Source organism: Mesorhizobium captivum (assembly GCF_033977165.1).
In the GTDB taxonomy this organism is placed as follows: Bacteria; Pseudomonadota; Alphaproteobacteria; order Rhizobiales; family Rhizobiaceae; genus Mesorhizobium; species Mesorhizobium captivum.
In genome coordinates, this window is sequence record NZ_JAVIJB010000007.1 from 163,507 (window position 1) to 186,171 (window position 22,665).

The 22,665-nt window shown below is 63.4% G+C and carries 21 protein-coding genes; 7 read left to right on the forward strand and 14 right to left on the reverse strand.

All coding sequences use genetic code 11. From position 1 onward, the window contains the following. Positions 1–8: 8 nt before the first annotated feature. Both RFM40_RS09120 and RFM40_RS09125 read left to right on the forward strand, forming a co-directional pair. Positions 9–686, forward strand: coding sequence for a VOC family protein (locus tag RFM40_RS09120; RefSeq protein ID WP_320274857.1), 678 nt, complete (start codon positions 9–11; stop codon positions 684–686). A 334-nt stretch (positions 687–1,020) separates the two neighbouring features. Next, positions 1,021–3,324 (forward strand): mechanosensitive ion channel domain-containing protein, encoded by a 2,304-nt coding sequence (locus RFM40_RS09125; RefSeq protein WP_320277432.1) that lies wholly within the window; start codon positions 1,021–1,023, stop codon positions 3,322–3,324. A gap of 268 nt (positions 3,325–3,592) precedes the next feature. On the opposite strand, the gene RFM40_RS09130 is transcribed toward RFM40_RS09125, so the two are convergent. The 7 genes from RFM40_RS09130 to RFM40_RS09160 all read right to left on the reverse strand — a co-directional run bounded on the left by RFM40_RS09130 (position 3,593) and on the right by RFM40_RS09160 (position 10,588). Then, entirely contained in the window at positions 3,593–5,830 is a 2,238-nt protein-coding gene (locus tag RFM40_RS09130; protein WP_320277433.1) for an adenylate/guanylate cyclase domain-containing protein, read from the reverse strand. A 356-nt stretch (positions 5,831–6,186) separates the two neighbouring features. Continuing rightward, positions 6,187–7,080 carry an aminoglycoside phosphotransferase family protein gene (locus RFM40_RS09135; RefSeq protein WP_320228295.1) on the reverse strand — a complete coding sequence of 298 codons (894 nt, stop codon included), beginning with the start codon at positions 7,078–7,080 and terminating at the stop codon, positions 6,187–6,189. Between the two features lie 42 nt (positions 7,081–7,122). Beyond that, positions 7,123–8,055, reverse strand: a complete 933-nt coding sequence (gene era, locus RFM40_RS09140; protein ID WP_430691654.1) for a GTPase Era — start codon at positions 8,053–8,055, stop codon at positions 7,123–7,125. Then, positions 8,040–8,774, reverse strand: coding sequence for a ribonuclease III (gene rnc, locus RFM40_RS09145; protein ID WP_430691656.1), 735 nt, complete (start codon positions 8,772–8,774; stop codon positions 8,040–8,042). Before rnc ends, era begins: the two co-directional genes overlap by 16 nt. Further along, a complete protein-coding gene (gene lepB, locus RFM40_RS09150; RefSeq protein WP_320228292.1) occupies positions 8,761–9,510 on the reverse strand; it encodes a signal peptidase I in 750 nt (249 codons plus the stop codon). Before lepB ends, rnc begins: the two co-directional genes overlap by 14 nt. Positions 9,511–9,590: 80 nt before the next feature. Beyond that, the gene (gene acpS, locus RFM40_RS09155) at positions 9,591–10,004 is read right to left on the reverse strand and encodes a holo-ACP synthase (protein ID WP_059189099.1); all 414 of its coding nucleotides are present in this window, start codon (positions 10,002–10,004) and stop codon (positions 9,591–9,593) included. Continuing rightward, positions 10,001–10,588, reverse strand: coding sequence for a DUF2062 domain-containing protein (locus RFM40_RS09160; protein WP_320277436.1), 588 nt, complete (start codon positions 10,586–10,588; stop codon positions 10,001–10,003). Before RFM40_RS09160 ends, acpS begins: the two co-directional genes overlap by 4 nt. Before the next feature lie 201 nt (positions 10,589–10,789). Here RFM40_RS09160 and RFM40_RS09165 point away from each other — a divergent pair, with 201 nt between their 5' ends. Next, positions 10,790–11,314 carry a GNAT family N-acetyltransferase gene (locus RFM40_RS09165; RefSeq protein ID WP_320277437.1) on the forward strand — a complete coding sequence of 175 codons (525 nt, stop codon included), beginning with the start codon at positions 10,790–10,792 and terminating at the stop codon, positions 11,312–11,314. A gap of 12 nt (positions 11,315–11,326) precedes the next feature. Here the strand turns inward: RFM40_RS09165 and RFM40_RS09170 are convergent, their stop codons facing one another. The 4 genes from RFM40_RS09170 to rpoZ form a co-directional block, all read right to left on the reverse strand. Beyond that, complete coding sequence (locus RFM40_RS09170; protein ID WP_320228365.1) at positions 11,327–11,707, reverse strand: VOC family protein; 381 nt, start codon at positions 11,705–11,707, stop codon at positions 11,327–11,329. Between the two features lie 75 nt (positions 11,708–11,782). Further along, positions 11,783–12,361, reverse strand: a complete 579-nt coding sequence (gene pyrE, locus RFM40_RS09175) for an orotate phosphoribosyltransferase (protein ID WP_320228288.1) — start codon at positions 12,359–12,361, stop codon at positions 11,783–11,785. A gap of 102 nt (positions 12,362–12,463) precedes the next feature. Continuing rightward, the gene (locus tag RFM40_RS09180) at positions 12,464–14,692 is read right to left on the reverse strand and encodes a RelA/SpoT family protein (RefSeq protein ID WP_320277438.1); all 2,229 of its coding nucleotides are present in this window, start codon (positions 14,690–14,692) and stop codon (positions 12,464–12,466) included. A gap of 171 nt (positions 14,693–14,863) precedes the next feature. Next, positions 14,864–15,265, reverse strand: coding sequence for a DNA-directed RNA polymerase subunit omega (gene rpoZ / locus RFM40_RS09185; RefSeq protein ID WP_040972027.1), 402 nt, complete (start codon positions 15,263–15,265; stop codon positions 14,864–14,866). A 301-nt stretch (positions 15,266–15,566) separates the two neighbouring features. Here rpoZ and RFM40_RS09190 point away from each other — a divergent pair, with 301 nt between their 5' ends. Beyond that, complete coding sequence (locus RFM40_RS09190; protein WP_128372149.1) at positions 15,567–16,148, forward strand: LabA-like NYN domain-containing protein; 582 nt, start codon at positions 15,567–15,569, stop codon at positions 16,146–16,148. Beyond that, positions 16,145–16,816: a uracil-DNA glycosylase gene (locus RFM40_RS09195; protein ID WP_430691655.1), complete on the forward strand. Its 672-nt coding sequence runs from the start codon at positions 16,145–16,147 to the stop codon at positions 16,814–16,816. The genes RFM40_RS09190 and RFM40_RS09195 overlap by 4 nt, the downstream gene beginning before the upstream one ends. Here the strand turns inward: RFM40_RS09195 and RFM40_RS09200 are convergent. The 3 genes from RFM40_RS09200 to dapA form a co-directional block, all read right to left on the reverse strand. Beyond that, a complete protein-coding gene (locus RFM40_RS09200; RefSeq protein WP_320228285.1) occupies positions 16,785–17,528 on the reverse strand; it encodes a glycoside hydrolase family 25 protein in 744 nt (247 codons plus the stop codon). The two genes, RFM40_RS09195 and RFM40_RS09200, sit on opposite strands and share 32 nt — an antisense overlap. 65 nt (positions 17,529–17,593) lie before the next feature. Beyond that, on the reverse strand, positions 17,594–18,073 hold the full coding sequence (smpB, locus tag RFM40_RS09205) for an SsrA-binding protein SmpB (protein ID WP_067321086.1): 480 nt from the start codon (positions 18,071–18,073) through the stop codon (positions 17,594–17,596). A 25-nt stretch (positions 18,074–18,098) separates the two neighbouring features. Then, positions 18,099–18,980, reverse strand: coding sequence for a 4-hydroxy-tetrahydrodipicolinate synthase (dapA, locus tag RFM40_RS09210; RefSeq protein WP_320228284.1), 882 nt, complete (start codon positions 18,978–18,980; stop codon positions 18,099–18,101). Positions 18,981–19,283: 303 nt separating this feature from the next. On the opposite strand from dapA, the gene RFM40_RS09215 reads away from it, so the two are divergent. Both RFM40_RS09215 and RFM40_RS09220 read left to right on the forward strand, forming a co-directional pair. Further along, positions 19,284–21,326 (forward strand): lytic transglycosylase domain-containing protein, encoded by a 2,043-nt coding sequence (locus RFM40_RS09215; RefSeq protein WP_320277439.1) that lies wholly within the window; start codon positions 19,284–19,286, stop codon positions 21,324–21,326. Between the two features lie 262 nt (positions 21,327–21,588). After that, a complete protein-coding gene (locus RFM40_RS09220) occupies positions 21,589–22,530 on the forward strand; it encodes an alpha/beta fold hydrolase (RefSeq protein WP_320277440.1) in 942 nt (313 codons plus the stop codon). The last annotated feature ends 135 nt before the right edge of the window (positions 22,531–22,665 follow it).

The window sequence follows — 22,665 nt, forward strand, 5'->3', positions numbered from 1 at the left end:
AACGGGCCATGCCCAACCAGGCAGCGAACGAGCCGGGCGCTTCGACATCCGGACACGGCATCGGGGCACACGGCGGCATCTCGTTTTCGGAACCGAGGGAACGGCCCGCGGTTATGACTAATCGTGCTCTGTCGCGAAAGGGCAGCAAGCGATACAGCGCGCCAATATACGAGCCGATCATGGCGACAAGAGGGATCAGCGAGCCGGCAATGACAATACGACCTCTCCGCTACTCGAACGCTGTCGTTCCGCACATCTATATCCAGGGCGCGGCCAAAGCCGTGGCCTTCTACGCCAAGGCGTTCGGCGCCGAAGAGGTGTTACGCATCGCAGCGCCGGATGGACGGATCGTGCACTGCGAGCTTGCTATCTGCAATGCAACGGTAATGTTGGGCGATCCGACCAGTGAGCTATACGATGAGCCACGGCAGGTCGGGGCATGCACGGCGGGCCTGCATCTGATGGTGGACGACAATGCAGTGGTTCTGGCCCGTGCGGTAGCGGCAGGGTGCGAGCAGGTCCAGCCGCCAACGGAGATGTTCTACGGCGCGAACTCGGCCAGCGTGCGCGACCCGTTCGGCCATGTCTGGGTACTGCTGACATGGAAGGAGGATTTGTCGCCGGCCGAAATCGAGCGCCGCGGCCGAGCCGCCTTGGATGGCGGGGATCCCAAGGCTCGGTCATAACAGCAGTGACGTGCCGGTATTCGCCTTCCCGCCGTCGATCCATCTTAGACGGACCAACGCCGCGGTAACCATCCGCCAGCTCTTGGCCAACCCGGCAACGATCGGCGGCAAAGTTCGTTATGACACCTGAGCGCGTCGCCAAGGAGGGACGAAAATGCGCCGCGCTCAACGAAGGTATCAACTTCCACTTCGGCAGGTTCGCCCTAGATGAACGGCACCAATGCGAAGACGCGGCTGCCTGCGATTTTGCAAGAATGTCCGAGCCGGCGCCGGCAGCACGCGCCCCGATCCATATTTTCCGCCTGGGCCAGCAATGCGAACTCTAATTTCTCTGTTGTTGTTTCTACTGCTCTGCGGCGCACCAAGCTTCGCCCAGCCGGCCGTACAACAAGGGGGTTCCAAGCCCGGCGAGCCGAACGCGGACGTCGAAGCGCTCATCACCATCCTGGAGAATGATCAGGCGCGGCACCGCCTGATCGACAAGCTGCGCGCCGCGGCCGCGGAAGGCCGCCAGCCGGCCGCCGAGGCAGCGCCTGAAACGACGATTGCACAGGAAGTCGCCGCGTATACGAGGGACGCGGCAGAGAGCGCTTCCGGCCTGATCAAGACGATCGCCGCCCTCGTCGAGAGAATTGCCGGCGTCTTTTCCGGAGGCGTCTCGATCGATGTGCAGAGCCTTTGGAACGCCGTGCGCAACAGCGCCCTTGTCGTGGTCCTCACCTTCGCCGTCTACCTCGCGTTGCGGCTGGCCTTTGGACGGTTCCAGCGCGCATTCGCCAATGCCGCGACACGTGGCGGCAGGTTCGAGCGGTTCGGCTTCATCGGGTTGTCCGCGCTGGCCGACGCGCTCACCGTGCTCGCGGCCTGGGCAATCGGTTCGGTGTCTTCGCTCTCCGCATTCGTTATCGACCAGGCGGGCCAGGCGGAGATGAACCGTGCGCTGTTCCTAAACGCCTTTCTGGTCATCGAGTTCATCAAGGTCCTTGCGCGCACACTGCTTGCCCCGAGATGGCCCGCGCTGCGGATCTGGACGTTGAGCGATACAACGGCAGCATACTGGTATTTCTGGCTGAGCCGCTTCGTCAGCGTGGTCGGCTACACCACGTTCTTCCTCGCGCCGATCGTTGCGATCAACGTCTCGGAAGACGCCGCGCAAGTGGTCCGCGTGGTCGTGATGTTTGCCGCGCTAGTGCTCGCCCTGATCATCATCCTGCAGAACCGCGATCAGGTACGGCGATTGCTGCTGCGCCGCAGCGAGACCCGCCGAACCGACATTCTGGGCAGGTTCCTGGCCAGCCTCGCCAGGCTTTGGCACGTCGTGGCGATCGGATACCTGGTCCTCGTCTTTGTTCTGTGGCTCGCGGCTCCCGCAATGGCCCTGCCGTTCGTTCTTGCGGCCACCGTCCAGTCGATCGTCGCGGTGGCCATAGGCGTGCTGCTGACAGGCGTGATCGCGCGGGTCGCCGGAGCCGGGATAAACCTGCCCGCCGAAGTCAGCGAGCGGCTTCCGTTGCTCGAGCGGCGCCTCAATGCCTTTGTTCCCAACGTGCTCAGGATGGTTCGCATCCTGGTCGCCGCGGTTGTGTTGCTGGTCATCGCCCAATTCTGGCGAGCGGCAGACGTTGTCGGGTGGCTGTCGAGCGAAGTCGGCCAGCGCTTCGCCGTGTCAATCGTTTCCGCGATCCTGATAATGCTGGTCGGCGGCCTGATCTATCTCGCCGTCCAGTCGTGGGTGGAATATCGCCTCAATCCGAATTACGGCCATGTCCCCTCCCCACGCGAACGGACGCTTCTCTCCCTGTTCCGCAACGCCTTTGTGGTTGCGCTGGGCGTCCTCATCGTCATGCTGGTCCTGTCCGAATTCGGCGTAAACATCGGCCCACTGCTTGCCGGCGCCGGCGTTGTCGGCCTTGCGGTCGGCTTCGGCGCGCAAAAACTCGTGCAGGACATCATCACCGGCGCCTTCATACAGTTCGAGAACGCGATGAATGAAGGCGATGTGGTGACCGCAGGAGGGGTCACCGGCACCGTTGAGCGACTGACAATTCGTTCCGTGTCGCTGCGCACCCTCGACGGCGCCTATCACCTTATACCGTTCTCTTCCGTCGATGCCGTGACGAACTTCATGAAGAACTTCAGCTATCACGTCGCGTCGATCGGCGTGGACTACGAGGCCAGCATACCTGAGGTGAAGCAGGCGATGCACGACGCCTTCGACAAACTGAAGGAGGCCGGGTTCGCGGGCGACATCATCGGCGGCCTCGAGATGCATGGCGTGACCGAGTTCGCCGACTCCGCCATTCTGGTCAGGGCCCGCATCAAGACCAAGCCCGGAAAGCATTTTGCCCTGGGTCGCGCCTATAACGAGATCATCAAGGAGGTCTTCGACGAGCGCGGCATCGAGATACCTTTCCCCCATGTCACGTTCTACATGGGCGGCGAAGACAAGGCGGGCAAGTCACCACTGCCGCGCATCAAGCGGCAGCGTCCCGGGCCGACGACGGGAAAGCCCAAGCGCGGCGCGGCGACAAACGCGGCGTCGGCCAAGTCGCCCAAACGCCAGCGCAAGACCTCGGTTACCCAGGACGGTCCGCCCGATGAAGGGCGCGATGCGCCCGACCAGACCGAGGTTTCCTAGCAAGGACCGCTCAGGAATTGGCCCAAGAGGTTCCGGCCCGACTTCGGCTTCTTGACCAAGCCGACGTCCGTCTTCCACGACGCGAAAGGGCAGCTTCGCGCCCATTGGCAGTCATTCCTACTGTCCCGTCGATTCACCAAAAGCGGACATCGCCAATGCACTGGACCCATGCAGCTTTTGGGCCAATTCCGGTCGTCTGCGGTTATGGCGAACAAGGTCGCATGCATATGCGCAAGCCGACTTTCAGCCCTTGCAGCATTTTGGGAGCTCACTCGACGACCGAAAATTCAAATTGTTCCCAACGGTATACGCTCTTGTATTCGTCCTGACGCCTAGGCGTTCTGAATGAATTGCGAAAAATCGCCCCACAGCTTGTCTGTTCTCTGGGGAAGGCGTTGCACAAGAAATTGCCTTGCACCCACGAGGTTCCTGTGCGGGTTCTCCGGCCAACGGTTTCGCTGACGGCGCCGTCGACCGAGGTTGTGCGCTGCATCGGCAGGAACGTGGGGTTTACCAATTTTCCGCGCGTTTCGTGGCCGAACATGAGAGACCTTATTTCCGCCCCTGTGAGCCGGTCCTTCGGATTCATGCCTGCCTTTGCCAATGCCGGCAGCTCGGGCACACCTGCCTTGGTCAGCCCGGCCAAAAGGCGTTCGATATCGGCCGTATTCTTGAACACCATGTAATCCTGGGTGATCAACTGGCTCAGCTCCCATTCCATTCTCCGCGCAACAACCTTCCTAAGCGTTTCCAAAGCGGGCGCGGCCTGGTCTGTGCGCCCAAGATGCCCATAAGCCGAAATAAGGACCTGCAGGGCGTAGAAATTCGCCCGTGAATCGGGTGATTTAAGGTCCATCTTCTCGATAGAGCGAACCGAGTCCTCAAACTTCTCCTGGCCGAACTCGGCCAGTCCGGCTTGGTAGCGCCTGTAGTCCATCCACGAGTTTGGGTCGACGCGCGTAGCCGCATCGAGATAGCTCTGCACTTCCTTCGGCCTGCCGTTGAAATTCAGGGCATTGGCCAGCGAGAGATAGTTCCAAGTATCGCTGGGATCGAGCGCCACCGACTTCAGAAGAACGGTGACTGCGTCGTCCGAGTCGTGCTCGCGGACCATCAACTCAGCGACGAGCTGATAGTAGCCCGGCGAAGGATACCTGGCCGCCGCTTTCAGGGTTTCATAGATCTTGTCATGGGCCTCGTCCTCCGTAAGCCCCATTACTACGGCCCGAGTGACATCCGCGTCCCAATAGGCCCAGGCGAGCTGGGCGTACGCCGCGCCGAAATCGGGGTCGAGTTGCAGCGCTTGCTGGAAATGCTTCACAGCCTGCGCAAACTCCTCGGGCGTGTTGATACGGTTGTAGATGTCCATCCCCTTGAGATAGGCCTCATAGGCCTCGGGATTACTTGTGCCTCCCGCCCGGGCGGACGGCGCGCCGCCCACCAGGCGGAGCTGGAGCGCGCCCGCGATGCTGCTGACAACCCTGTCCTGCAGCGCGAATACGTCCGCCCATTGGCCGTCGAAACGCTCCGCCCAGAGATGCCTGGATGTCGAGCCATCGATCAGCTGCGCATTGATGCGCATGTCGTCGCCGACGCGGCGAATCGAGCCTTTCAGCAGGTACCGGACGCCCAATGCCGCCGCAATCTCCTCCGGCTTCGGGTCCTTGTCCTTGTAAACGGAGGCCGCGTTGGGGGAGAAGACGAAAAGACCCGGCACACGCGCCAGTGCGGTCGTCAGATCCTCGGTGAAGCCGTTTGCGAGATATTCTTGTTCCTTGTCGTCGCTGAGATTGTCGAAAGGCAGGACGACTAGCGAGGGCCGGATGTCGGCTGCCACGCTGACGGTCGGAACGACAGCCTGTGCAGGTCTCTCCCACGGCTGCCACCATGCTGCTGCAAGGCCGAGAGCCAGGATGAGAACACCCGCTGCGACTGGAAAACGCCAGGCGCGCGGCTGGCGACGAGCATGGAGGGTCTTGCCCGCTGCCGCTGGGTCAAGCAGTACGCGATACGCCCGAACCGGTTCGGTGATGTTCTTAACCCTCTGTTCGCCCATTGACTCAAATGTGAACGCCAGCTTCCTCTCGACCTCCTTGGCCACTTTTCCCGAGACGCAGATGCCGCCCGGTTCCGCTAACTGCTGAAGTCTGGCCGCGATGTTGACCCCATCGCCATACCGGTCGTTGCCGTCAACGATCACCTCGCCGAGGTTGATACCGATCCGCACCAGGATTTGTTCCGCCTCGGGAAGCGAGGCGTTGCGCTCGGACAGGCCGCGCTGCAGCGACACTGCACATTCGACGGCATCGACGACACTGCCGAATTCGGCCAGCATCCCATCGCCCATCAGCTTGAAGATATGGCCGTGGTGGCGAGCAATTTCGGGTTCGAACAGTTCTTTGCGTCCGGCACGAAGGCGCTCGAACGTACCGGCCTCGTCGCGCTCCATCAGAGACGAATAGCCCACTACATCTGCGGCAAGAATCGCGGAAAGCTTGCGGTCCATTGTTGGCCTGACCCCGGCGGATCATACTATCGGTTGCTCTGAAAGGAAACCGAGCCCACCAGCACTAGGTAGCAAATCCCCTCTTTCCGCGTGTTTCATCGACGGCTCATACGGCGAGGTGTCACCAATGCCGTATTTTGCCACATTCAAGACAGTCGAGCTTGCCTGCGAGAATGGCTCGATTGGGTCAACTCAGGACATCGGATCCTTAGATTTAACGTCCGCTATCGTTCTTCCCCGCACCACAAGCGAACCATCTGCCTTCGGCCCCTATTGCGGTCATTCGAGTACTGGCGACGGATGACCGCTTCGCGCATTTCCGGTCGTCCATCCCCTTGACGCCACCATTTTGCCCATCACGCCCAACGCTTGTGGTCGGCAAGCACCTCGCCGATCACGCGCCAGGCTTTCCCGATCTCGGCCTGGTTGGCGTCATGTCCGGCGACCGTGATCAGCGCCTTCCACAGCGTCCAGCCGCGGCCGCGCGCCCAGGTCGCCCGATCGACGGCGATGCGGGTGCGAAACGCCTCGCGGCTTTCACCCTCGAAGAACGTCCAGGCGATCGCCAGGTCGCAGGACGGGTCGCCGACGCCGGAGGTGCCGAAATCGATGACCGCGCTCAAGCGGCCGTCCTCGACCAAGAGATTGCCCCAGGCGACATCGCCATGGAACCAGACGGGCGAGCCGTGCCATGCGGCAGCAAGGGCCGCTTCCCAGACGATGGTAGCGGCCTGGGTATCGATCTCGCCTTCGAGCGCGGCGACGGCCCGCCTCGCCTCCCCGTCATAGACGGTCAGCGGTCCGCCGCGATAGAAATTGTGCTGGCCTGGCCCCGGCCCGCCGGTCGGATCGATCCGCTTCAGGGCCACGAGGAACTCGGCGAGCCTGACCGCGAACTCTCGAAGGTCGGCGATGCGCCCGGTCTTTGCCGTCTCGCCTTCGATCCAGCGGTAAACGGACCAGTGCCACGGATAGCCATCCGCCGGCTCGCCCATGGCGAGCGGCACCGGGATCGGCAGAGGCAGAAGCGGCGCGAGCTGCGGCAGCCAGCGATGCTCCTTCTCGACCTGCAGCGAATAAGGAGCCGCACTTGGCAGCCTGACCGTCATTTCGTCGCCGAGATGGAAGGTGCGATTGTCCCAGCCGCCAAAGACGACAGGGCTGACCGCCAGATGCCGCCATTGAGGAAACTGCGCGCCGACCAGCCGGCGCACCAGCTCCGCATCGATGTCGACTTCTGAGTTTTGCATGTCGTTATCCCAAAACCGCGTCGCACTTTTGGGCGACTTGCATCAGTTGGGAAACTCCAATCCCATCTCGCGGTAGCGCTCGGGGTCGTCGCCCCAGTTCTCGCGCACCTTCACGAACAGGAAGAGGTGCACCTTCTGCTCGAGGATGTCGGCGATCTCCGCCCGCGCGGCCTGGCCGATGGCGCGGATCGTCTCGCCCTTGTGGCCGAGCACGATCTTCTTCTGGCTGTCGCGCTCGACATAGATGACCTGCTCGATGCGCACCGAGCCGTCCTTCTTCTCTTCCCATTTCTCGGTTTCGATATGGGAGGAATAGGGAAGCTCCTGATGCAGCCGCAGATAAAGTTTCTCTCGCGTAATCTCGGCCGCGAGCTGGCGCATCGGCAGGTCGGAGATCTGGTCTTCCGGATAGTACCAGGGCCCAACGGGAAGCGTCCCGGCGAGATAGTCGAGCAGATCCTTGCAGCCGGAGCCGGTGAGGGCCGAGACCATGAAGGTGCGCTTGAACGGCACACGCTCGTTCGCTGTCGCCGCCAGCGAAAGAAGCGTCTCCGGCTTGACGCGGTCGACCTTGTTGAGGACGAGCAGCATCGGCTGCCTGACGTCCTTCAGCCGGTCGAGAATGGCATCCGCATCGCCCCTGATGCCGCGCTCAGCATCGATCAGAAGCACCACGACGTCCGCGTCCTTGGCGCCGCCCCAGGCGGTGGTGACCATCGCCGTGTCCAGCCGCCGCTTCGGCTTGAAGATACCGGGCGTGTCGACGAAGACGATCTGCGCATTCTCATGCGTGGCGATGCCGCGCACGATCGCGCGCGTCGTCTGCACCTTGTGGGTGACGATCGAGACCTTGGCGCCGACCAGCTGGTTGACCAGCGTCGACTTGCCGGCATTGGGCGCGCCGATCAGCGCGACGAAGCCGGAGCGCGTGGCGGGTGCTTCAGGAGCTTCGGTGCCGGTCATGCAGCGCTCCATACGCCTTCGCGCAGCAACAGGGCCGCGGCCGCGGCCTGTTCGGCCTCGCGCTTGGAACGGCCGCTGCCGATTGCCGGCGCAAAGTGGCCAACCTTGACGCTGACGGTGAACAGCGGATCGTGATCAGGTCCCTCGCGAGCATCCACCCGGTAGGCCGGGACGGCGCCCGACGCCGCCTGATGCGCCCATTCCTGCAATTCTGTCTTGGCGTCGCGGCGGGCAGCACCGATCGCTTGCGAGCGCGGCTGCCAATAGCGGTGGATGAACGCGCGGGCAGTCTCAAAGCCACCATCCAGGTAAAGCACGGCAATCAGCGATTCCAGCGCGTCGGCACGCAGATTGGTGCGCTTGCGGCCCTCAAGGTTGCGCAAATCGGAGCCGGCGCGGACCAGTTCCGGCAGGCCGATCTCTTCGGCGATCTCGGACAGCGCCTCGGCATTGACCAGCGCGTTGAGGCGCAGCGACAACTCGCCCTCGGCCGCGTCGGGGAAGGCAGCGAGCAGCATATCGGCCACGACAAGGCCGAGAACGCGGTCGCCCAGGAATTCGAAGCGTTCGTAGTCGACGCCGGCACGGGTCGAGCGCGCGCTGGCGTGGGTCAGCGCGCGCTGCAGGCGCTGGCGATCGGCGAAGGCGTGGCCGGTGCGCTCGACAAGCGCTTCGGCAAGGGCATCGGCGGTCAAACGCTTGGTGGCCGCCATCGCTCTAGTGGACGAAATGGAACAGGCGCCCGACGCGCATCAGCGACGGCCACTTCCAGACTTCCAACGGGCTCGCGCCGTCGGCGATCGAGAAGAAGATGACGTTGGCGCGGCCGACAAGGTTCTCGGCTGGCACGAAGCCGACGGTGAAGCGGCTGTCGGAGGAATTGTCGCGGTTGTCGCCCATCATGAAATAGTGGCCGGGCGGCACATCGAACTCGCGCGTGTTGTCGCCGATCGAATTGGGCGTCAGATCGAGCGTGTCATAGGTGACGCCGTTGGGCAGCGTCTCGCGATAGACGTCGACGGGACGGTCGACCTCGGTGATGTCGGGATTGTCGATCTGGCCAACCTTTTCGCGCGGCACGGCGACGCCGTTGATGGAGAGCTGGCCGTCCTTGACCTGGATCTTGTCGCCGGGCAGGCCGACGACGCGCTTGATGTAGTCGACGGACGGATCCGGCGGGAACTTGAACACGACCACGTCGCCGCGCTTGGGCTCGGAGCCCCAGATGCGGCCGGAGAACACGTTCGGGCCGAAGGGCAGCGAATAGCGCGAATAGCCGTAGGCCCATTTGGTGACGAAGAGATAGTCGCCTTCGAGCAGCGTCGGCCGCATCGAGCCGGACGGGATGGAGAAGGGCTGGAACAGCAGCGTGCGGATCACGAGCGCGAGCAGCAGAGCCTGGATGATGACGGAGAAGGTTTCGCCAAGCCCGCCGGATTTCTTCTGCGATTTTTCAGCCACGCTCATGTCGTCCTCGATTGTGCGTTGGTTGGTATAGAGTCTCGGCGCGCGCTGGGCAACGTCATGCCGCCCGTGGTCAGATGGAATCAATGTGGCGCTTGTTCGGCGGGCACTGCCTCGATGATCACAAAGGCTTGAGCAAGCGGAAAATCGTCGGTGATGGTGAGGTGGATCAGCGCACGGTGGCCCTTGGGCAGGATTTTCTCCAGCCTGGCGGCGGCGCCACCGGTCAGCGCCATGGTCGGCGCGCCGCTGGGCAAATTGACCACGCCCATGTCGCGCCAGAAGACGCCCTCGGCCATGCCGGTGCCAAGCGCCTTGGCGCAAGCCTCCTTGGCGGCGAAGCGCTTGGCGTAGGAGGCGGCACGCGCCGCGCGCTTTTCCGATTTTGCCTGCTCGACCTCGGTGTAGATGCGCTGGATGAAGCGCCGGCCGTGCCGCTCCAGCGACTTCTCGATACGTCTGATGTCGATCAGGTCGCTGCCGATGCCGATGATCATTCCGCGGGCACTTCCCGCCCGCCAGCGCGCTTGGCCTTCTCGGCTCGTTCGGCCATGCGTTTCTTCCGCTGCTCGCGAAACACGGTCATGCCCCAGCGTGTGACACCGTAAAAGACAAGCCCGAAGATCAGCCCGAGCGGCACGGCGCCGAGAAGCATAGGCTCGAGAATCGGATGCCACAGCTTGGCGAAGGAAAGCGTGTGCATCATTTCGCCCAGATGCTCGGGCGGCCCATGCTTGGGCAGGCGTTCATGCAGGATGAGCTTGCCGGTCTCCCAGGAGGCGCCCCAGAGCAGCGGGAAGGTCAGCGGATTGCCGAAGAACACCGTGCCGAGCGCCGCCGCCACCAGATTGCCGGCGATGATCCAGCATAGCACGGCGGCAATGACGAAGTGGAAGCCAAGCGGGAAGAAGGAGGCGAAGACGCCCGCCGCGACGCCGGCCGCCACGGAATGAGGCGTCGCCTTCAGCCGCAGGATGCGCTTGGAGAAATATTGCACAGAGCGCGAGAACGAGCGGCGCGGCCAAAGATAAGTACGCACCCGCTCCACAAGGCCATCAGGCTCTCGGCGTCGAAAAAGCACTCTGTTTCAGTTCCCGGTCCAACACACGCTCCCCTGCCACCCGGGTCGCGACAACATATCTTGCGCTTCGAGGGCGCAGGAAGGCAACAAAACTTTGATATAGCGACGGTTGGGCCGCGGAACAATGAAACGCGCCCGCGATGGTCTGCCGCAGACGGTAACAAGAGCGCCATTCTGGCGAAACTGAGGAAAAGCACCGGAATGAAGCCGATGATCACCATTCGACCGGCGCGGGCCGGCGACGCCGATGTATTGCCCGATATCGAGCAGTCCGCCGGGCTGGCGTTCCGCGCTATCCCGGAGCTGGCCTGGCTTGCCGATGGCGACAATGTGAGCGCCGAGCGGCAGCGCGCGCTGATCGCCGAAGGCGCGTGCTGGGTCGCCGCCGATGACCAGGACCGACCGGTGGGCTTCCTGAGCGCCGGGCTCGAAGGCTTTGCGCTGCACATCTGGGAGCTCGACGTGCGCCTCGACCGGCAGGGTTCGGGCATCGGCAGCGCCTTGCTTGAACGGGCAATCAAGGACGCCAGGCGGCGCGGACTGGCGGTGCTGATGCTGACCACGTTTCGCGACGTCGCCTGGAACGCGCCATTCTACCGGAAGTTCGGCTTCCGCATTCTGGAGGGGGCAGAGGTCGACGAGCGGCTCTCCGGCCTGCTCAGCAGCGAGGCCGAGCACGGCATGCCGCTGGACCGTCGCTGCGCGATGAAGCTCGATCTCGGTTGAGCGGACCTGCAGCTATTCCAGATACTCGCTGACCTCGACCAGATTGTCGTCTGGATCGCGGAAATAGACCGACATCATCCTGCCACGGGCGCCGGTGCGCTCGACTGGGCCGACTTCGATCGCCACCCCATTGGCCTCGAGGCTGGCGCGGATATCGGCAAGAGGCACTGCCGCGACGAGACAGAAATCGCCGGAGCCCGGCGTCGGCGTCTTTGCCTTCGGCTCGAAAGTACGGCCGACCTCGTGCAGGTTGATCTTTTGCGATCCAAAGAGAAGCGCGGTCGGCCGGCTCGGCTCGTCCAGCCGCCGCATACCCAGAACGCGCTGGTAGAAATCGCAGGCCGCTTCCACCGAGCGGACCGTCAGCACGAAGTGGTCGATGCCGGCGATCATCGCGATCTCGACGCGCATCGCTGGCAAAGAGATTCAAACAGTGCGCTCAAGTGCTTGTTTTCACACATCGCGACTTCAGATGTTGCGGCTGCCGGGCTTGACGGCCGGGATGGCGGCAAGCTCCGGCGGCAGGCGGTCCGGCGGATAGGCCGGCACCTCATATTCGGCGAGCGCGACCAGCGGCACGCCAACATCGGTCTTTCCGGCCGAGCGGTCGATGATGCAGGCGGCCGCCACCACTTCGGCGCCGAGCTCGCGCAGGCATTCGATGGTCTCGCGGATCGAGAGGCCGGTGGTGACGATGTCCTCGACGATGATGACGCGCGATCCCTTGGCGATCTCGAAGCGGCGGAGCCTGAACTCGCCGCCTTCCCGCTCGACCCAGATCGCCGGAATGCCGAGATGGCGCGACGTCTCGTAGGCCGGGATCAGGCCGCCGATCGCGGGGCCGACGACATAGTCGATCCGGCCCGGCACACCTTTTCGGATCTTCTCGGCCAGCGCCTTGCACAGGCGCTCGGTCTTGTCGGCATGCATGAAGACACGCGCCTTCTGCAGAAAGATCGGACTGCGCAGGCCCGACGTCAGGATGAAATGGCCTTCGAGAACCGCGCCGGCCTCGCGGAAAATGCCCAGCACTTCGTCAGTGTTCATTGTTCGCTCCATGCCTTGGCGAGTGGCGAGTGGTGAATGGTGAATGGTGAATGGTGAATGGTAGTGAGAGCACCTTCTATTTCACTATTCACTATTCACTATTCACCCATTCACGCGCCGTGCGTCGCTGACGCTCGAATTGTCCTTGAGCTGCGACAACAGCCGGTTGAGGTGCTTCAGGTCCCAGACTTCGAGGTCAATCAGCATCTCGGTGAAATCAGGCGCGGTGCGCACCATCGACAGCGTGTGGATGTTGGCGTCGTTGGACGCGACGACCTGCGCTATGTCGGCGAGCGATCCGGGCGCATTGATGGCGGTGACCGAGATGCGCGCGGGGAAGCGCTCCTTGGTGCTCTCGTCGATGTCCCAGCGCACGTCGATCCAGCGCTCCGGCTGGTCGTCGAACGCCTGCAGCGCCGGCGACTGGATCGGATAGATGGTGATGCCGGTTCCCGGCTGGATGATGCCGACGATACGGTCGCCGGGCACCGCCCCTTCCGGCGCGAAGCGCACCGGCAGATCGCCGCGCACGCCGCGGATCGGCACCGCGCCGTCGCGCTGCTGGTCCTTGTCCTTGCGCGGGGCGCGTCCCGGCATCTGGAACAGCATGCCGGCGGCGTTGCGGATTTTCGACCAACCTTCCTCGCGCTGCTTGGGCGCCGCGACCGTGACGCGCTCGTCCTTATAGTCGGGAAACACCGCCTTCATGACGTCGGCGGATGCAAGCTCTCCGCGCCCAACGGAGGCCAGCACGTCCTCGATGTCCTTGCGCGCCAGCCGGTGCAGCACCGGCTTCAGATTCTCCTTGGCGAAGCTCTTGCCGGCGCGCTCGAAGGCGCGCTCCAGGATGCGAGCGCCGAGCCCGGAATATTGCTTGCGGATGGCGTTCTTGGTGGCGCGGCGGATGGCGGCGCGCGCCTTGCCGGTGACGACGACCGATTCCCAGGCGGCGGGCGGTACCTGCGCCTTGGAGCGGATGATCTCGACCTCGTCGCCGTTCTTCAACTCCGTCATCAGCGGCATGATGCGGCCATTGACCTTGGCGCCGACGCAGGTGTCGCCGACATCGGTGTGGACGGCATAGGCGAAGTCGATTGGGGTAGCGCCGCGCGGCAATGCAATCAGCATGCCCTTGGGCGTGAAGCAGAACACCTGATCCTGGAACAGCTCCAGCTTGGTGTTTTCCAGGAAGTCCTCAGGATTGTCGCCTTCAGCCAGCTGCTCGATGGTGCGGCGCAGCCAGGCATAGGCGTTGGTCTCCTTGGAGATCGCGTGCGCAGCGCCATTCGCCTTGCCGCCTGTGTCCTTGTAGATCGAGTGCGCGGCGACGCCGTATTCGGCGATCTTGTTCATCTCGCGGGTGCGGATCTGCAGTTCGACGCGCTGGCGTGACGGGCCGACGATGGTGGTATGGATCGACCGGTAGTCGTTCTGCTTTGGCGTCGAAATGTAGTCCTTGAAGCGGCCGGGCACCATCGACCAGGCGGTGTGGATGGCGCCGAGCGCGCGATAGCAGTCCTCGACCGTATCGACGACGACGCGGAAACCGAAGATGTCGGAGAGCTGCTCGAAGGACAGCGCCTTGGCCTCCATCTTGCGGAAGACCGACCACGGCTTCTTCTGCCGGCTTTTGACGATGGCCTTGATCGCATGCTTTTCGAACAGGCCCGACAGCGCCTTCTCGATCTCGTCCAGCACGCCCTTGTTGCGCTCGAAGATCTCGGCGAGCCGCGCGGTGACCGCACGATAGGCTTCCGGATTGATGTAGCGGAAGGCGATCTCTTCCAGTTCCTCGCGCATGCCTTGCATGCCCATGCGCCCGGCGAGCGGCGCATAGATGTCCATCGTCTCCTCGGCGATGCGCAGGCGCTTGGACTCGGGCATATGGTCGAGCGTGCGCATGTTGTGCAGGCGGTCGGCGAGCTTGACCAGGAGAACGCGAATGTCCTCGGAGATCGCAAGCAGCAGCTTGCGCAGGTTCTCGGCCTGCTCGGCCTTCTTGGAGACCAGATCGAGCTTCTTCAGCTTGGTCAGGCCTTCGACCAGCTTGCCCATTTCGGGGCCGAACAGCTCGTCGATCTCGGCCCTGGTCGCGGTCGTGTCCTCGATCGTGTCGTGCAAAAGGGCAACGGCGATCGTCGCCTCGTCCATGTGCATTTCGGTGAGAATGGCCGCGACTTCCAGCGGATGCGAGAAATAGGGATCGCCCGAGGCACGCTTCTGATGGCCATGCTTCTGCATGGCATAGACATAGGCCTTGTTGAGCAGCGCCTCGTTTACGTCTGGCTTGTAGCGCTGCACGCGCTCGACAAGCTCATACTGACGCATCATGGGCGGGATCTCGCGGTGCTGAAATGATTGATGCGCCGCACCGGCGTGCGACGCATCCCATAGATAGCCACGAAACTGACGATACGGAAGTGCCGGATGCTTGATCCAGGCAACCTCCGGAGCTTTTCAGAATCCGCTCAACTATCGGCTGAGCGGAATTATCAAAAGCTCTTAGTAGTCGTCGCTCTTTTCCGGCGGCACCAGACCCTCGATGCCGGCGAGCAGGTCTTCCTCGCTCATCCGGTCGAAGGCGATATTCTCTTCGGCATCGTCGGTGTCGGCAGCAGCGGTGGCGGCGCCGGTCTGGTCGGCAATCGCCTCGCCGTCGGCCTCCGGCTCGTCCACCTCGACATGCTTCTGCAGCGAATGGATCAGGTCTTCCTTGAGGTCGTCGGGCGACAGCGTCTCCTCGGCGATCTCGCGCAGCGCGATGACCGGGTTCTTGTCATTGTCGCGAGGAACGGTGATCTGCGCGCCCTGGCTGATCTGGCGGGCACGGTGGCCAGCGAGCAGCACGAGCTCGAAACGGTTATCGACCTTGTCGATGCAATCTTCAACGGTTACGCGGGCCATGGACTGCCCCTTTCATGCGTGGATTTGATGGAAAACTGGCGGGCTCCATAACAAGGACGCCGCCGAAATACAAGCATTATGGCGGCAGCGACAGCCACGAACCCCTTGCCCGGCTCAACAACCGGACATCGTCCCGCCGTTCACATAGTGCCGATCACAATTGCTTGCAATCCGCGTCCGCGCCCTTGGATATCCATAAATCTGGCGTTATCTCGAATGGGACGGCAAAGAGGGACCATTATCGGCCTGCCCGTCACGCGCATTTAGACGACAGCAATTTTCGAAAAAGGGATGTTTTTCAATGTTCGATCCCCGTGAAAAGATCGCTCTTTTCATCGACGGCGCCAATCTTTACGCCACGTCGCGGGCGCTGGGCTTCGACATCGACTACCGCAAGCTTCTCGCGAGTTTCCAGAAGCGCGGCTATCTGCTCCGGGCCTACTACTACACCGCGCTGGTCGAGGATCAGGAATATTCCTCGATCCGGCCGCTGATCGACTGGCTGGACTACAACGGCTTCAAGGTGGTGACGAAGCCCGCCAAGGAGTTCACCGACTCGACCGGCCGGCGCAAGATAAAAGGCAATATGGACATCGAGCTCACCGTCGATGCGCTGGAGCTCGCCGACGTCGTCGACCACTATGTCATCTTCTCCGGCGACGGCGATTTCCGTACGCTGGTCGAGGCGCTGCAGCGGCGCGGCCGCAAAGTGTCGATCATCTCGACCATGGCCTCGCAGCCGCCGATGATCTCCGACGATTTGCGCCGCCAGGCCGACCATTTCATCGACCTGATGACATTGAAGAACGAGGTCGGCCGCGACCCGTCGGAACGGCCGGTACGCCGGCCAGAGCCGGCTGAAGCCGACGAGGACGACTATTGAGAGCGGCGGCCTTGAACGCCGCGGCTTCCCCCGAACCCGATCGCGATTGCCCGCTCTGCCCGCGGTTGCACGACTTCATCGCCACCTTGCGCGAGCGCGAGCCGAGCTGGTTCAACGCGCCGGTGCCGACCTTCATGCCGCCGGAGGGCGAGGACTCGGTCAGGCTTCTCATCGTCGGGCTGGCGCCCGGCCTGCGCGGCGCCAACCGCACCGGGCGTCCCTTCACCGGCGACTATGCTGGCGACCTGCTCTACGGCACGCTCATCGCGCATGGCTTGGCGCGCGGCGAATTTAAGGCGAGGCCCGATGACGGGCTAGAGCTCGTCGGCACGGCGATCACCAATGCCGTGCGCTGCGTGCCGCCGGAGAACAAGCCGGCGGGCGAGGAGATCGCCACCTGCCGGAGATTCCTGGTGCCGACGATCGCCAGGTTTCCGAATCTGCGTGCCGTTCTGGCATTGGGCTCGATCGCGCATCAGTCGACGGTCAGGGCGCTGGGCGGACGTGTCGCCGCGCTTCCGTTCCGCCACGGCGGACGGCAGGAGGCCGGCGGCATCACGCTGTTTTCCAGCTACCACTGCTCGCGCTACAACACCAATACCGGCGTGCTGACGGAAGCGATGTTCGTCAATGTCTTCAGCGAGATAGAAGCGTTTCTGAGGGGCTAGAACCTGGTGGCGCTGCAAAAAGCTCCGCAAGCCTCGCCGGTCCGCCCTGGAGAACATTCAGGTCGACGTCGCCGTTGATGCCGTCGACGCGACCTCGGTTGTGATACTGCCAGTAGATCCAGCCGTCGCGGTCCGGCTCCTGCAGCAACGAGCGAAGCCAGAGCGGGCGCGTGGCTATCTGCCGGGCATAGGCCGCCGCAGCGTCGTCGGTCAGGTAGACGATCGCCTTCTTGCCGAAGGCGGCCTCGACCGGACCGAGGAATGCCGCAAGCTCGGCGTCGAGTTGCTCGGGCGTCGGCCGCTGCGGACAATTGCCGCCGAATTCGATGTCAACAACCGGCGGCAGTAAGGGCTCTCCGCGCGGCACGACGGCGATGAAATTCTTCGCCTGGTCGGCGCCGGGCCGGCAGAAGGTGAAGAAATGATAGGCGCCGACGGCAAGGCCGGCGGCGCGGGCTTCGCGCAGGTTGGCGGCGAAGGCGTCATCGACATGATCGCCGCCTTCGGTTGCCTTGATGACGGCAAATGCGACATCGTCGGCGGCAACGCGCCGCCAGTCGATCTTGCCCTGATGGTGCGAGACGTCGATGCCCCTCAGCGGAAACCGGATGCGGTCCGGCGAGTAGGTGCGGAAATAGAAAACGCCTCCCGCAACGACGAGGCCCGCAAGGACCAGGCTTGCCACGCCCCAGAGGATCAACCGGTTCTTCAACTCAGCGGCTCTCCCCTGTCGTACCGCACTATCGCCGCCAGCGCCTCAACCCGACCGGGCGTTTCTCACCCACGTTCCTTCAATAGCCGCCCCTTCTCGCGCGACCAGTCGCGTTGCTTCTCGGTCTCGCGCTTGTCGTGCAGCTTCTTGCCGCGTGCGATGGCGAGCAGGAGTTTGGCGCGGCCGCGATCGTTGAAATAGATTTTCAGCGGCACCAGCGTCATGCCCTCACGCTCGACGCTTTGCGCAAGCTTGGCCATCTCGCGCTTGCTGACGAGCAGCTTGCGACGCCGGCGCGGCTCATGATTGAAGCGGTTGGCCTGCAGATATTCCGGCAGATAGGAATTGATCAGCCAAATCTCGCCGCCCTCGGCCGAGGCGTAGCTTTCCTGGATGTTGGCCTGGCCCTGACGCAGCGACTTGACCTCGGTGCCGGTCAGCACCAAGCCGGTCTCGATCGTGTCGAGCACCTCGTAGGAGAAGCGCGCCTTGCGGTTTTCGGCGACCGTCCGGTTGTTGGGGTCGGCTTTCTTGACTTGATTCATAATGCGGAGAGGTGGCGCCTCATCCCTAGTTAATCAAGCCGGCATGCTTCATGGCCGCGTCGAGCTTCTCCGCGGTCGAGGCTTCGACCGTCACCAGCGGCGAGCGGACCACGTTCTCGACCTTGCCCAGCTTCGACAGCGCGTATTTGGCGCCGGACACGCCAGGCTCCATGAAGATCGCCTTGTGCAGCGGCAGGAGCCGATCCTGCAGCTCGAGCGCCTTGGCGCTGTCGCCGGAGAGCGTCGCTTCCTGGAATTCGGCGCAAAGGCGCGGGGCGACATTGGAGGTCACCGAGATGCAGCCGACGCCGCCATGGGCATTGAAGCCAAGCGCGGAAGCATCCTCGCCGGAAAGCTGGATGAAATCCTTGCCGCAGGTCATGCGCTGCTCGGAGACCCGCTCGACCTTGCCGGTCGCATCCTTCACGCCGGCGATGTTCTTGAAGTCGTGACGCAGTCTGCCCATCGTCTCCGGCGTCATGTCGATCACCGAACGCGGCGGGATGTTGTAGATGATGATCGGCAGCCTGGTTGCCTTCGCGACAGCAGCGAAATGCTCGTAGAGGCCGCGCTGCGTCGGCTTGTTGTAGTAAGGCGTGACGACCAGCGCTGCATCGGCGCCGGCCTTTTCGGCGTATTGCACCAGGCCGACGGCTTCCTCGGTGTTGTTGGAGCCGGCCCCGGCGACAACCGGCACCCTGCCCTTGGCCACCTCGATGCAGACCTTCACGACATGGCGGTGCTCGTCATGCGACAGCGTCGGCGACTCGCCGGTGGTGCCGACCGGAACGAGGCCCTTGGTGCCCTCGGCGATCTGCCATTCGACAAACGCGCGAAAGGCTTTCTCGTCGAAACGCCCGCTCTTTTCGAACGGTGTAACGAGCGCAGTCAGCGAGCCTCTCAGCATGTCGTCCAAACTCCTTGGAACTTTGTTGGTTTATGCATGTCGTTGTCCCAAAACCGGTACCCACTTTTGGGCGACATGCATCTGTGTTTGTCGATCGGTATATTTGCGCGCCTTCTACCCGAAAGCGAAGCCGCGCACCATAGTCTCGACATGGTTCAGCGGCAAGCATCGCAATAATGCCAGCAGGGGGAATTCGAACGGCCTCCATAACCTTTTGTTTACGCGCCTTTGACGACCTGAGTTTAGGCTGCGGGACCAGACCTTCAGCGTCCCTGCCTGCCGACAATGTGCTAGGATAGAATAATGCCGACGGGGCGGCCTCATCTCTTCGCGCTTCTCAGCGCGGCCATCGCGCTGATGCCGGGGATGGCGATCGGCGGCAGCGTCGATGCGCGCGCGACGGCGGCGATCCCCGCTCCCGAAGCGCCGCAGGTTCCGGGTCAGGCGCAGCCGGCTCAGGCCCCGGCCGAAATTGCCCAGTTGAAGAGCGGCCTCGACGCGCTCGCCGCCAATGACATCGCCCGCTCGCGCAATGCGCGCGACACGCTGCCCGCCACCTCGCTCGATCGGCACATACTGGCCTGGGCGATCGCGCTCTATGGCGGCGACCAGGTGCCGAGCGGCGAGATCGCCGACGCGGCAAAAATGCTGCCTGGATGGCCGGGCACGATAGCGCTGCGCAAGAACAGCGAGCGCGCGCTCTGTCGCGAGAACCCGACGCCGCAAGTGGTGGTGCAGGCCTTCGGCCGCAGCCAGCCGCTGACGCCGGAAGGCGTGATGATCCTTGCCCGTTCGCAGGTGGCGCTTGGCAATGCCGCGGCGGCGCGCGCGGTGCTGGTGCCTTTCTGGCGCACGGAGAAGCTGGAAGCGAAGGACGAGGCCGCTTTCATCAAGGAGTTCGGCACGCTGATCCCCGCAGCCGACCACCGCTATCGGATGGAACGCATGTTCTATGCCGATCGGCCGTCCTCGGCGCTGCGTGTCGCAGGCCTCGCCGGGGCGCAACAACTGGCGGACGCATGGGCAGCGGCCGACAAGGGGGACAAGAACGCGGCGAAGCTGCTCAAAGCCGTGCCGGCGCCGCAACGTTCTGCCGGCTATTTCTTTGCCCAGGCCGAATATCTGCGCAGGCAGCAGAAGTTTGCCGACGCCGCTGCCATTGTGATGAAGGCGCCGACCGACCGCGAAGCGCTGGTCGACCCTGACGCCTGGTGGGTGGAGCGCCGCGTTCTTTCGCGCGAACTGGTCGACCAGGGCGACATGAAGACCGCCTACAAAATTGTCTCCATGCATGCGGCCGAGAGCCCGGCCAGCGCCGCCGAAGCCGAGTTCCATGCCGGCTGGTATGCGCTGCGCGGCCTGAACGACCCGGCGACGGCCGCCGCGCATTTTTCTCGCATCGCCGACCTCGCCCAGGGGCCGGTGTCGCTGTCGCGCGCCTATTACTGGCTCGGCCGTGCCGCGGAAGTCGGCGGTCCGGGCAGCGCGAAGGACTACTTCACCCGCGCGGCCGCCTATGGCACGACCTTCTATGGCCAGCTCGCCGGCGAGCGCGTGGGCCTCAGGACCCTCAACATCGTCTATCCGAAGCCGAGCGCGGCCGACCGCCAGAGTTTTGAGGGCCGCGAGGCGGTGAGCGCGATCAAGCGGCTGCAGGAGGCAGGCTATGACCGCTATGCCGAAACGCTCTATCGCGACCTTGCCGGGCAGCTGACCAGCCCGGGCGAGTTGGCGCTGCTGGCGGTGCTGGCCGAAAAGCAGGGCAACCATTTCATGGCGCTGAAAGTCGGCAAGATCGCAGCGGCGCGCGGGATCGATGTCGGCGCGCTGTCGCATCCGCTGGGCGTCATTCCGGATTCGGCCAACATTTCCGGCTCCGGCAAGGCGCTGGCCTACGCCATTGCTCGCCAGGAGAGCGAGTTCAACATCGGCGCGATTTCCAGCGCCGGCGCGCGCGGCCTTTTGCAACTGATGCCGGGCACCGCCAAGCAATTGGCGAAAAAAGCCGGCATGAGCTTTTCGCAAGCGCGGCTGACGACCGATGCCGGCTACAATGCGACGCTGGGTTCCGCCTTCCTGGGCGAGCAGCTCGACCGCTTCGACGGCTCGTATGTACTGACCTTCGCCGGCTACAATGCCGGCCCCAACCGCGCCGCCCAATGGATGACGAAATACGGCGACCCACGCGGCAGGGACGTCGACGCCGTCGTCGACTGGATCGAGCGGATTCCCTACACGGAAACAAGAAGTTACGTGCAGCGCGTGATGGAGAATTACGAAGTCTACAAGATGCGTATTTCAGGCAAGTACGACATCGTCGGCGATCTGGTGAACGGGCGGAGTTGAGGTTTTTCCCTTCTCCCCTTGTGGGGGTGGATCGGCGCGCAGCGCCGAGACGGATGAGCGGTGTTGGACGGAGTGAGGCGCCGGAGATTGTCACCATGCATCCTTGGTGACGAAAGTCCTTGCCAAGCTGGAGCACCCCTCATCCGACCGAGCTTCGCTCGGCCACCTTCTCCCACAAGGGGAGAAGGGGGAGCTTCAGCCATTTGACCATTCCAGCGCTCGCCTGTAGCTGTCGGGCATCCCAGAGAGGAGCAGCATTCCGATGGCGAGCGACGGCTTTTCCGACTTCTTCTACGCCGCGCCCGATGGTCTGAAGCTCCATGCCCGAATCTATGGCGCGGCGAACACCGGTGTCTGGCCGGTCGCTTGCCTGCCCGGCCTCACGCGCAATGCCCGCGACTTCCATGAGCTCGCGCTCTACCTTTCCAGCGAGGCGAAGCGCCCGCGCAAGATCATCGCCTTCGACTATCGCGGACGCGGCCAATCCGACTACGATCCCGATATCGGTCACTATAATGTCGGTGTCGAAGCCGGCGATGTGCTCACCGGCTTATCGGAACTCGGCATCGAAGAGGCTGCCTTCATCGGCACCTCGCGCGGCGGCCTGATCATCCATGTGCTCGGCGCGTTGAAGCCGGCCGTGCTGAGGACGATCGTCCTCAACGACATCGGCCCGGTGATCGAGGCGCAAGGCCTCGCCCATATCCGCTCCTACCTCGATCGCGCGCCGAAACCGAAGACATTCGCCGAGGCGGTCGAAGCGCAGCGGCAGGTGCATGGCGCCGATTTTCCGGTGCTCACAGAGGCCGACTGGGCGGGCATGGTGACTGCCATCTACCGTGTTGCGGGGGCCGGGCTGATGCCGGATTTCGACCCGGCCCTGATCGACACGCTGGCCGGCGTCGACTTCAGCAAGCCGCTGCCGGATCTGTGGCCGCAATTCGAGGCGCTCGCCGCCGTGCCGATGCTCGCGATTCGCGGCGGCAATTCGAAGCTTCTGTCTGCGGCCACCCTCGAGGAGATGGAAAAGCGCCATCCCGGCATGGAGGCGATCACGGTGGTCGGCCAAGGCCATGCGCCCTTCCTGGAAACCGGCACCCTGCCGGAAGAGATTGCTGGGTTTCTGGATAGGGCCGAGGGGGTAGATCAGACCGAAGTAAAACCCAGGACAAGAATTGGCTCAAGAGCTGCCAAGACAGTATAGAAAAGCTCTGCGGAGCAAAGATAACACTTCCAGCAACGACCCAATCGCTGGCTCCCCCTTCTCCCCTTTGTTTGGACCGGGGACATCGCGAACAGGTGTGCGAGGACATCGCGAACAGTTTTGCGCGTTTTGCGC

Coding starts and splice junctions, on each gene's coding strand:
- era (WP_430691654.1), bottom strand. CDS start 8,055: ATGGAGCGCTGCATGACCGGCACCGAAGCTCCTGAAGCACCCGCCACG.
- RFM40_RS09120 (WP_320274857.1), top strand. CDS start 9: ATGCCCAACCAGGCAGCGAACGAGCCGGGCGCTTCGACATCCGGACAC.
- RFM40_RS09170 (WP_320228365.1), bottom strand. CDS start 11,707: ATGATCGCCGGCATCGACCACTTCGTGCTGACGGTCCGCTCGGTGGAA.
- RFM40_RS09220 (WP_320277440.1), top strand. CDS start 21,589: ATGGCGAGCGACGGCTTTTCCGACTTCTTCTACGCCGCGCCCGATGGT.
- RFM40_RS09190 (WP_128372149.1), top strand. CDS start 15,567: ATGTTCGATCCCCGTGAAAAGATCGCTCTTTTCATCGACGGCGCCAAT.
- acpS (WP_059189099.1), bottom strand. CDS start 10,004: ATGATCATCGGCATCGGCAGCGACCTGATCGACATCAGACGTATCGAG.
- smpB (WP_067321086.1), bottom strand. CDS start 18,073: ATGAATCAAGTCAAGAAAGCCGACCCCAACAACCGGACGGTCGCCGAA.
- RFM40_RS09215 (WP_320277439.1), top strand. CDS start 19,284: ATGCCGACGGGGCGGCCTCATCTCTTCGCGCTTCTCAGCGCGGCCATC.
- rpoZ (WP_040972027.1), bottom strand. CDS start 15,265: ATGGCCCGCGTAACCGTTGAAGATTGCATCGACAAGGTCGATAACCGT.
- RFM40_RS09165 (WP_320277437.1), top strand. CDS start 10,790: ATGAAGCCGATGATCACCATTCGACCGGCGCGGGCCGGCGACGCCGAT.
- RFM40_RS09135 (WP_320228295.1), bottom strand. CDS start 7,080: ATGCAAAACTCAGAAGTCGACATCGATGCGGAGCTGGTGCGCCGGCTG.
- RFM40_RS09180 (WP_320277438.1), bottom strand. CDS start 14,692: ATGATGCGTCAGTATGAGCTTGTCGAGCGCGTGCAGCGCTACAAGCCA.
- dapA (WP_320228284.1), bottom strand. CDS start 18,980: ATGCTGAGAGGCTCGCTGACTGCGCTCGTTACACCGTTCGAAAAGAGC.
- lepB (WP_320228292.1), bottom strand. CDS start 9,510: ATGAGCGTGGCTGAAAAATCGCAGAAGAAATCCGGCGGGCTTGGCGAA.
- pyrE (WP_320228288.1), bottom strand. CDS start 12,361: ATGAACACTGACGAAGTGCTGGGCATTTTCCGCGAGGCCGGCGCGGTT.
- RFM40_RS09130 (WP_320277433.1), bottom strand. CDS start 5,830: ATGGACCGCAAGCTTTCCGCGATTCTTGCCGCAGATGTAGTGGGCTAT.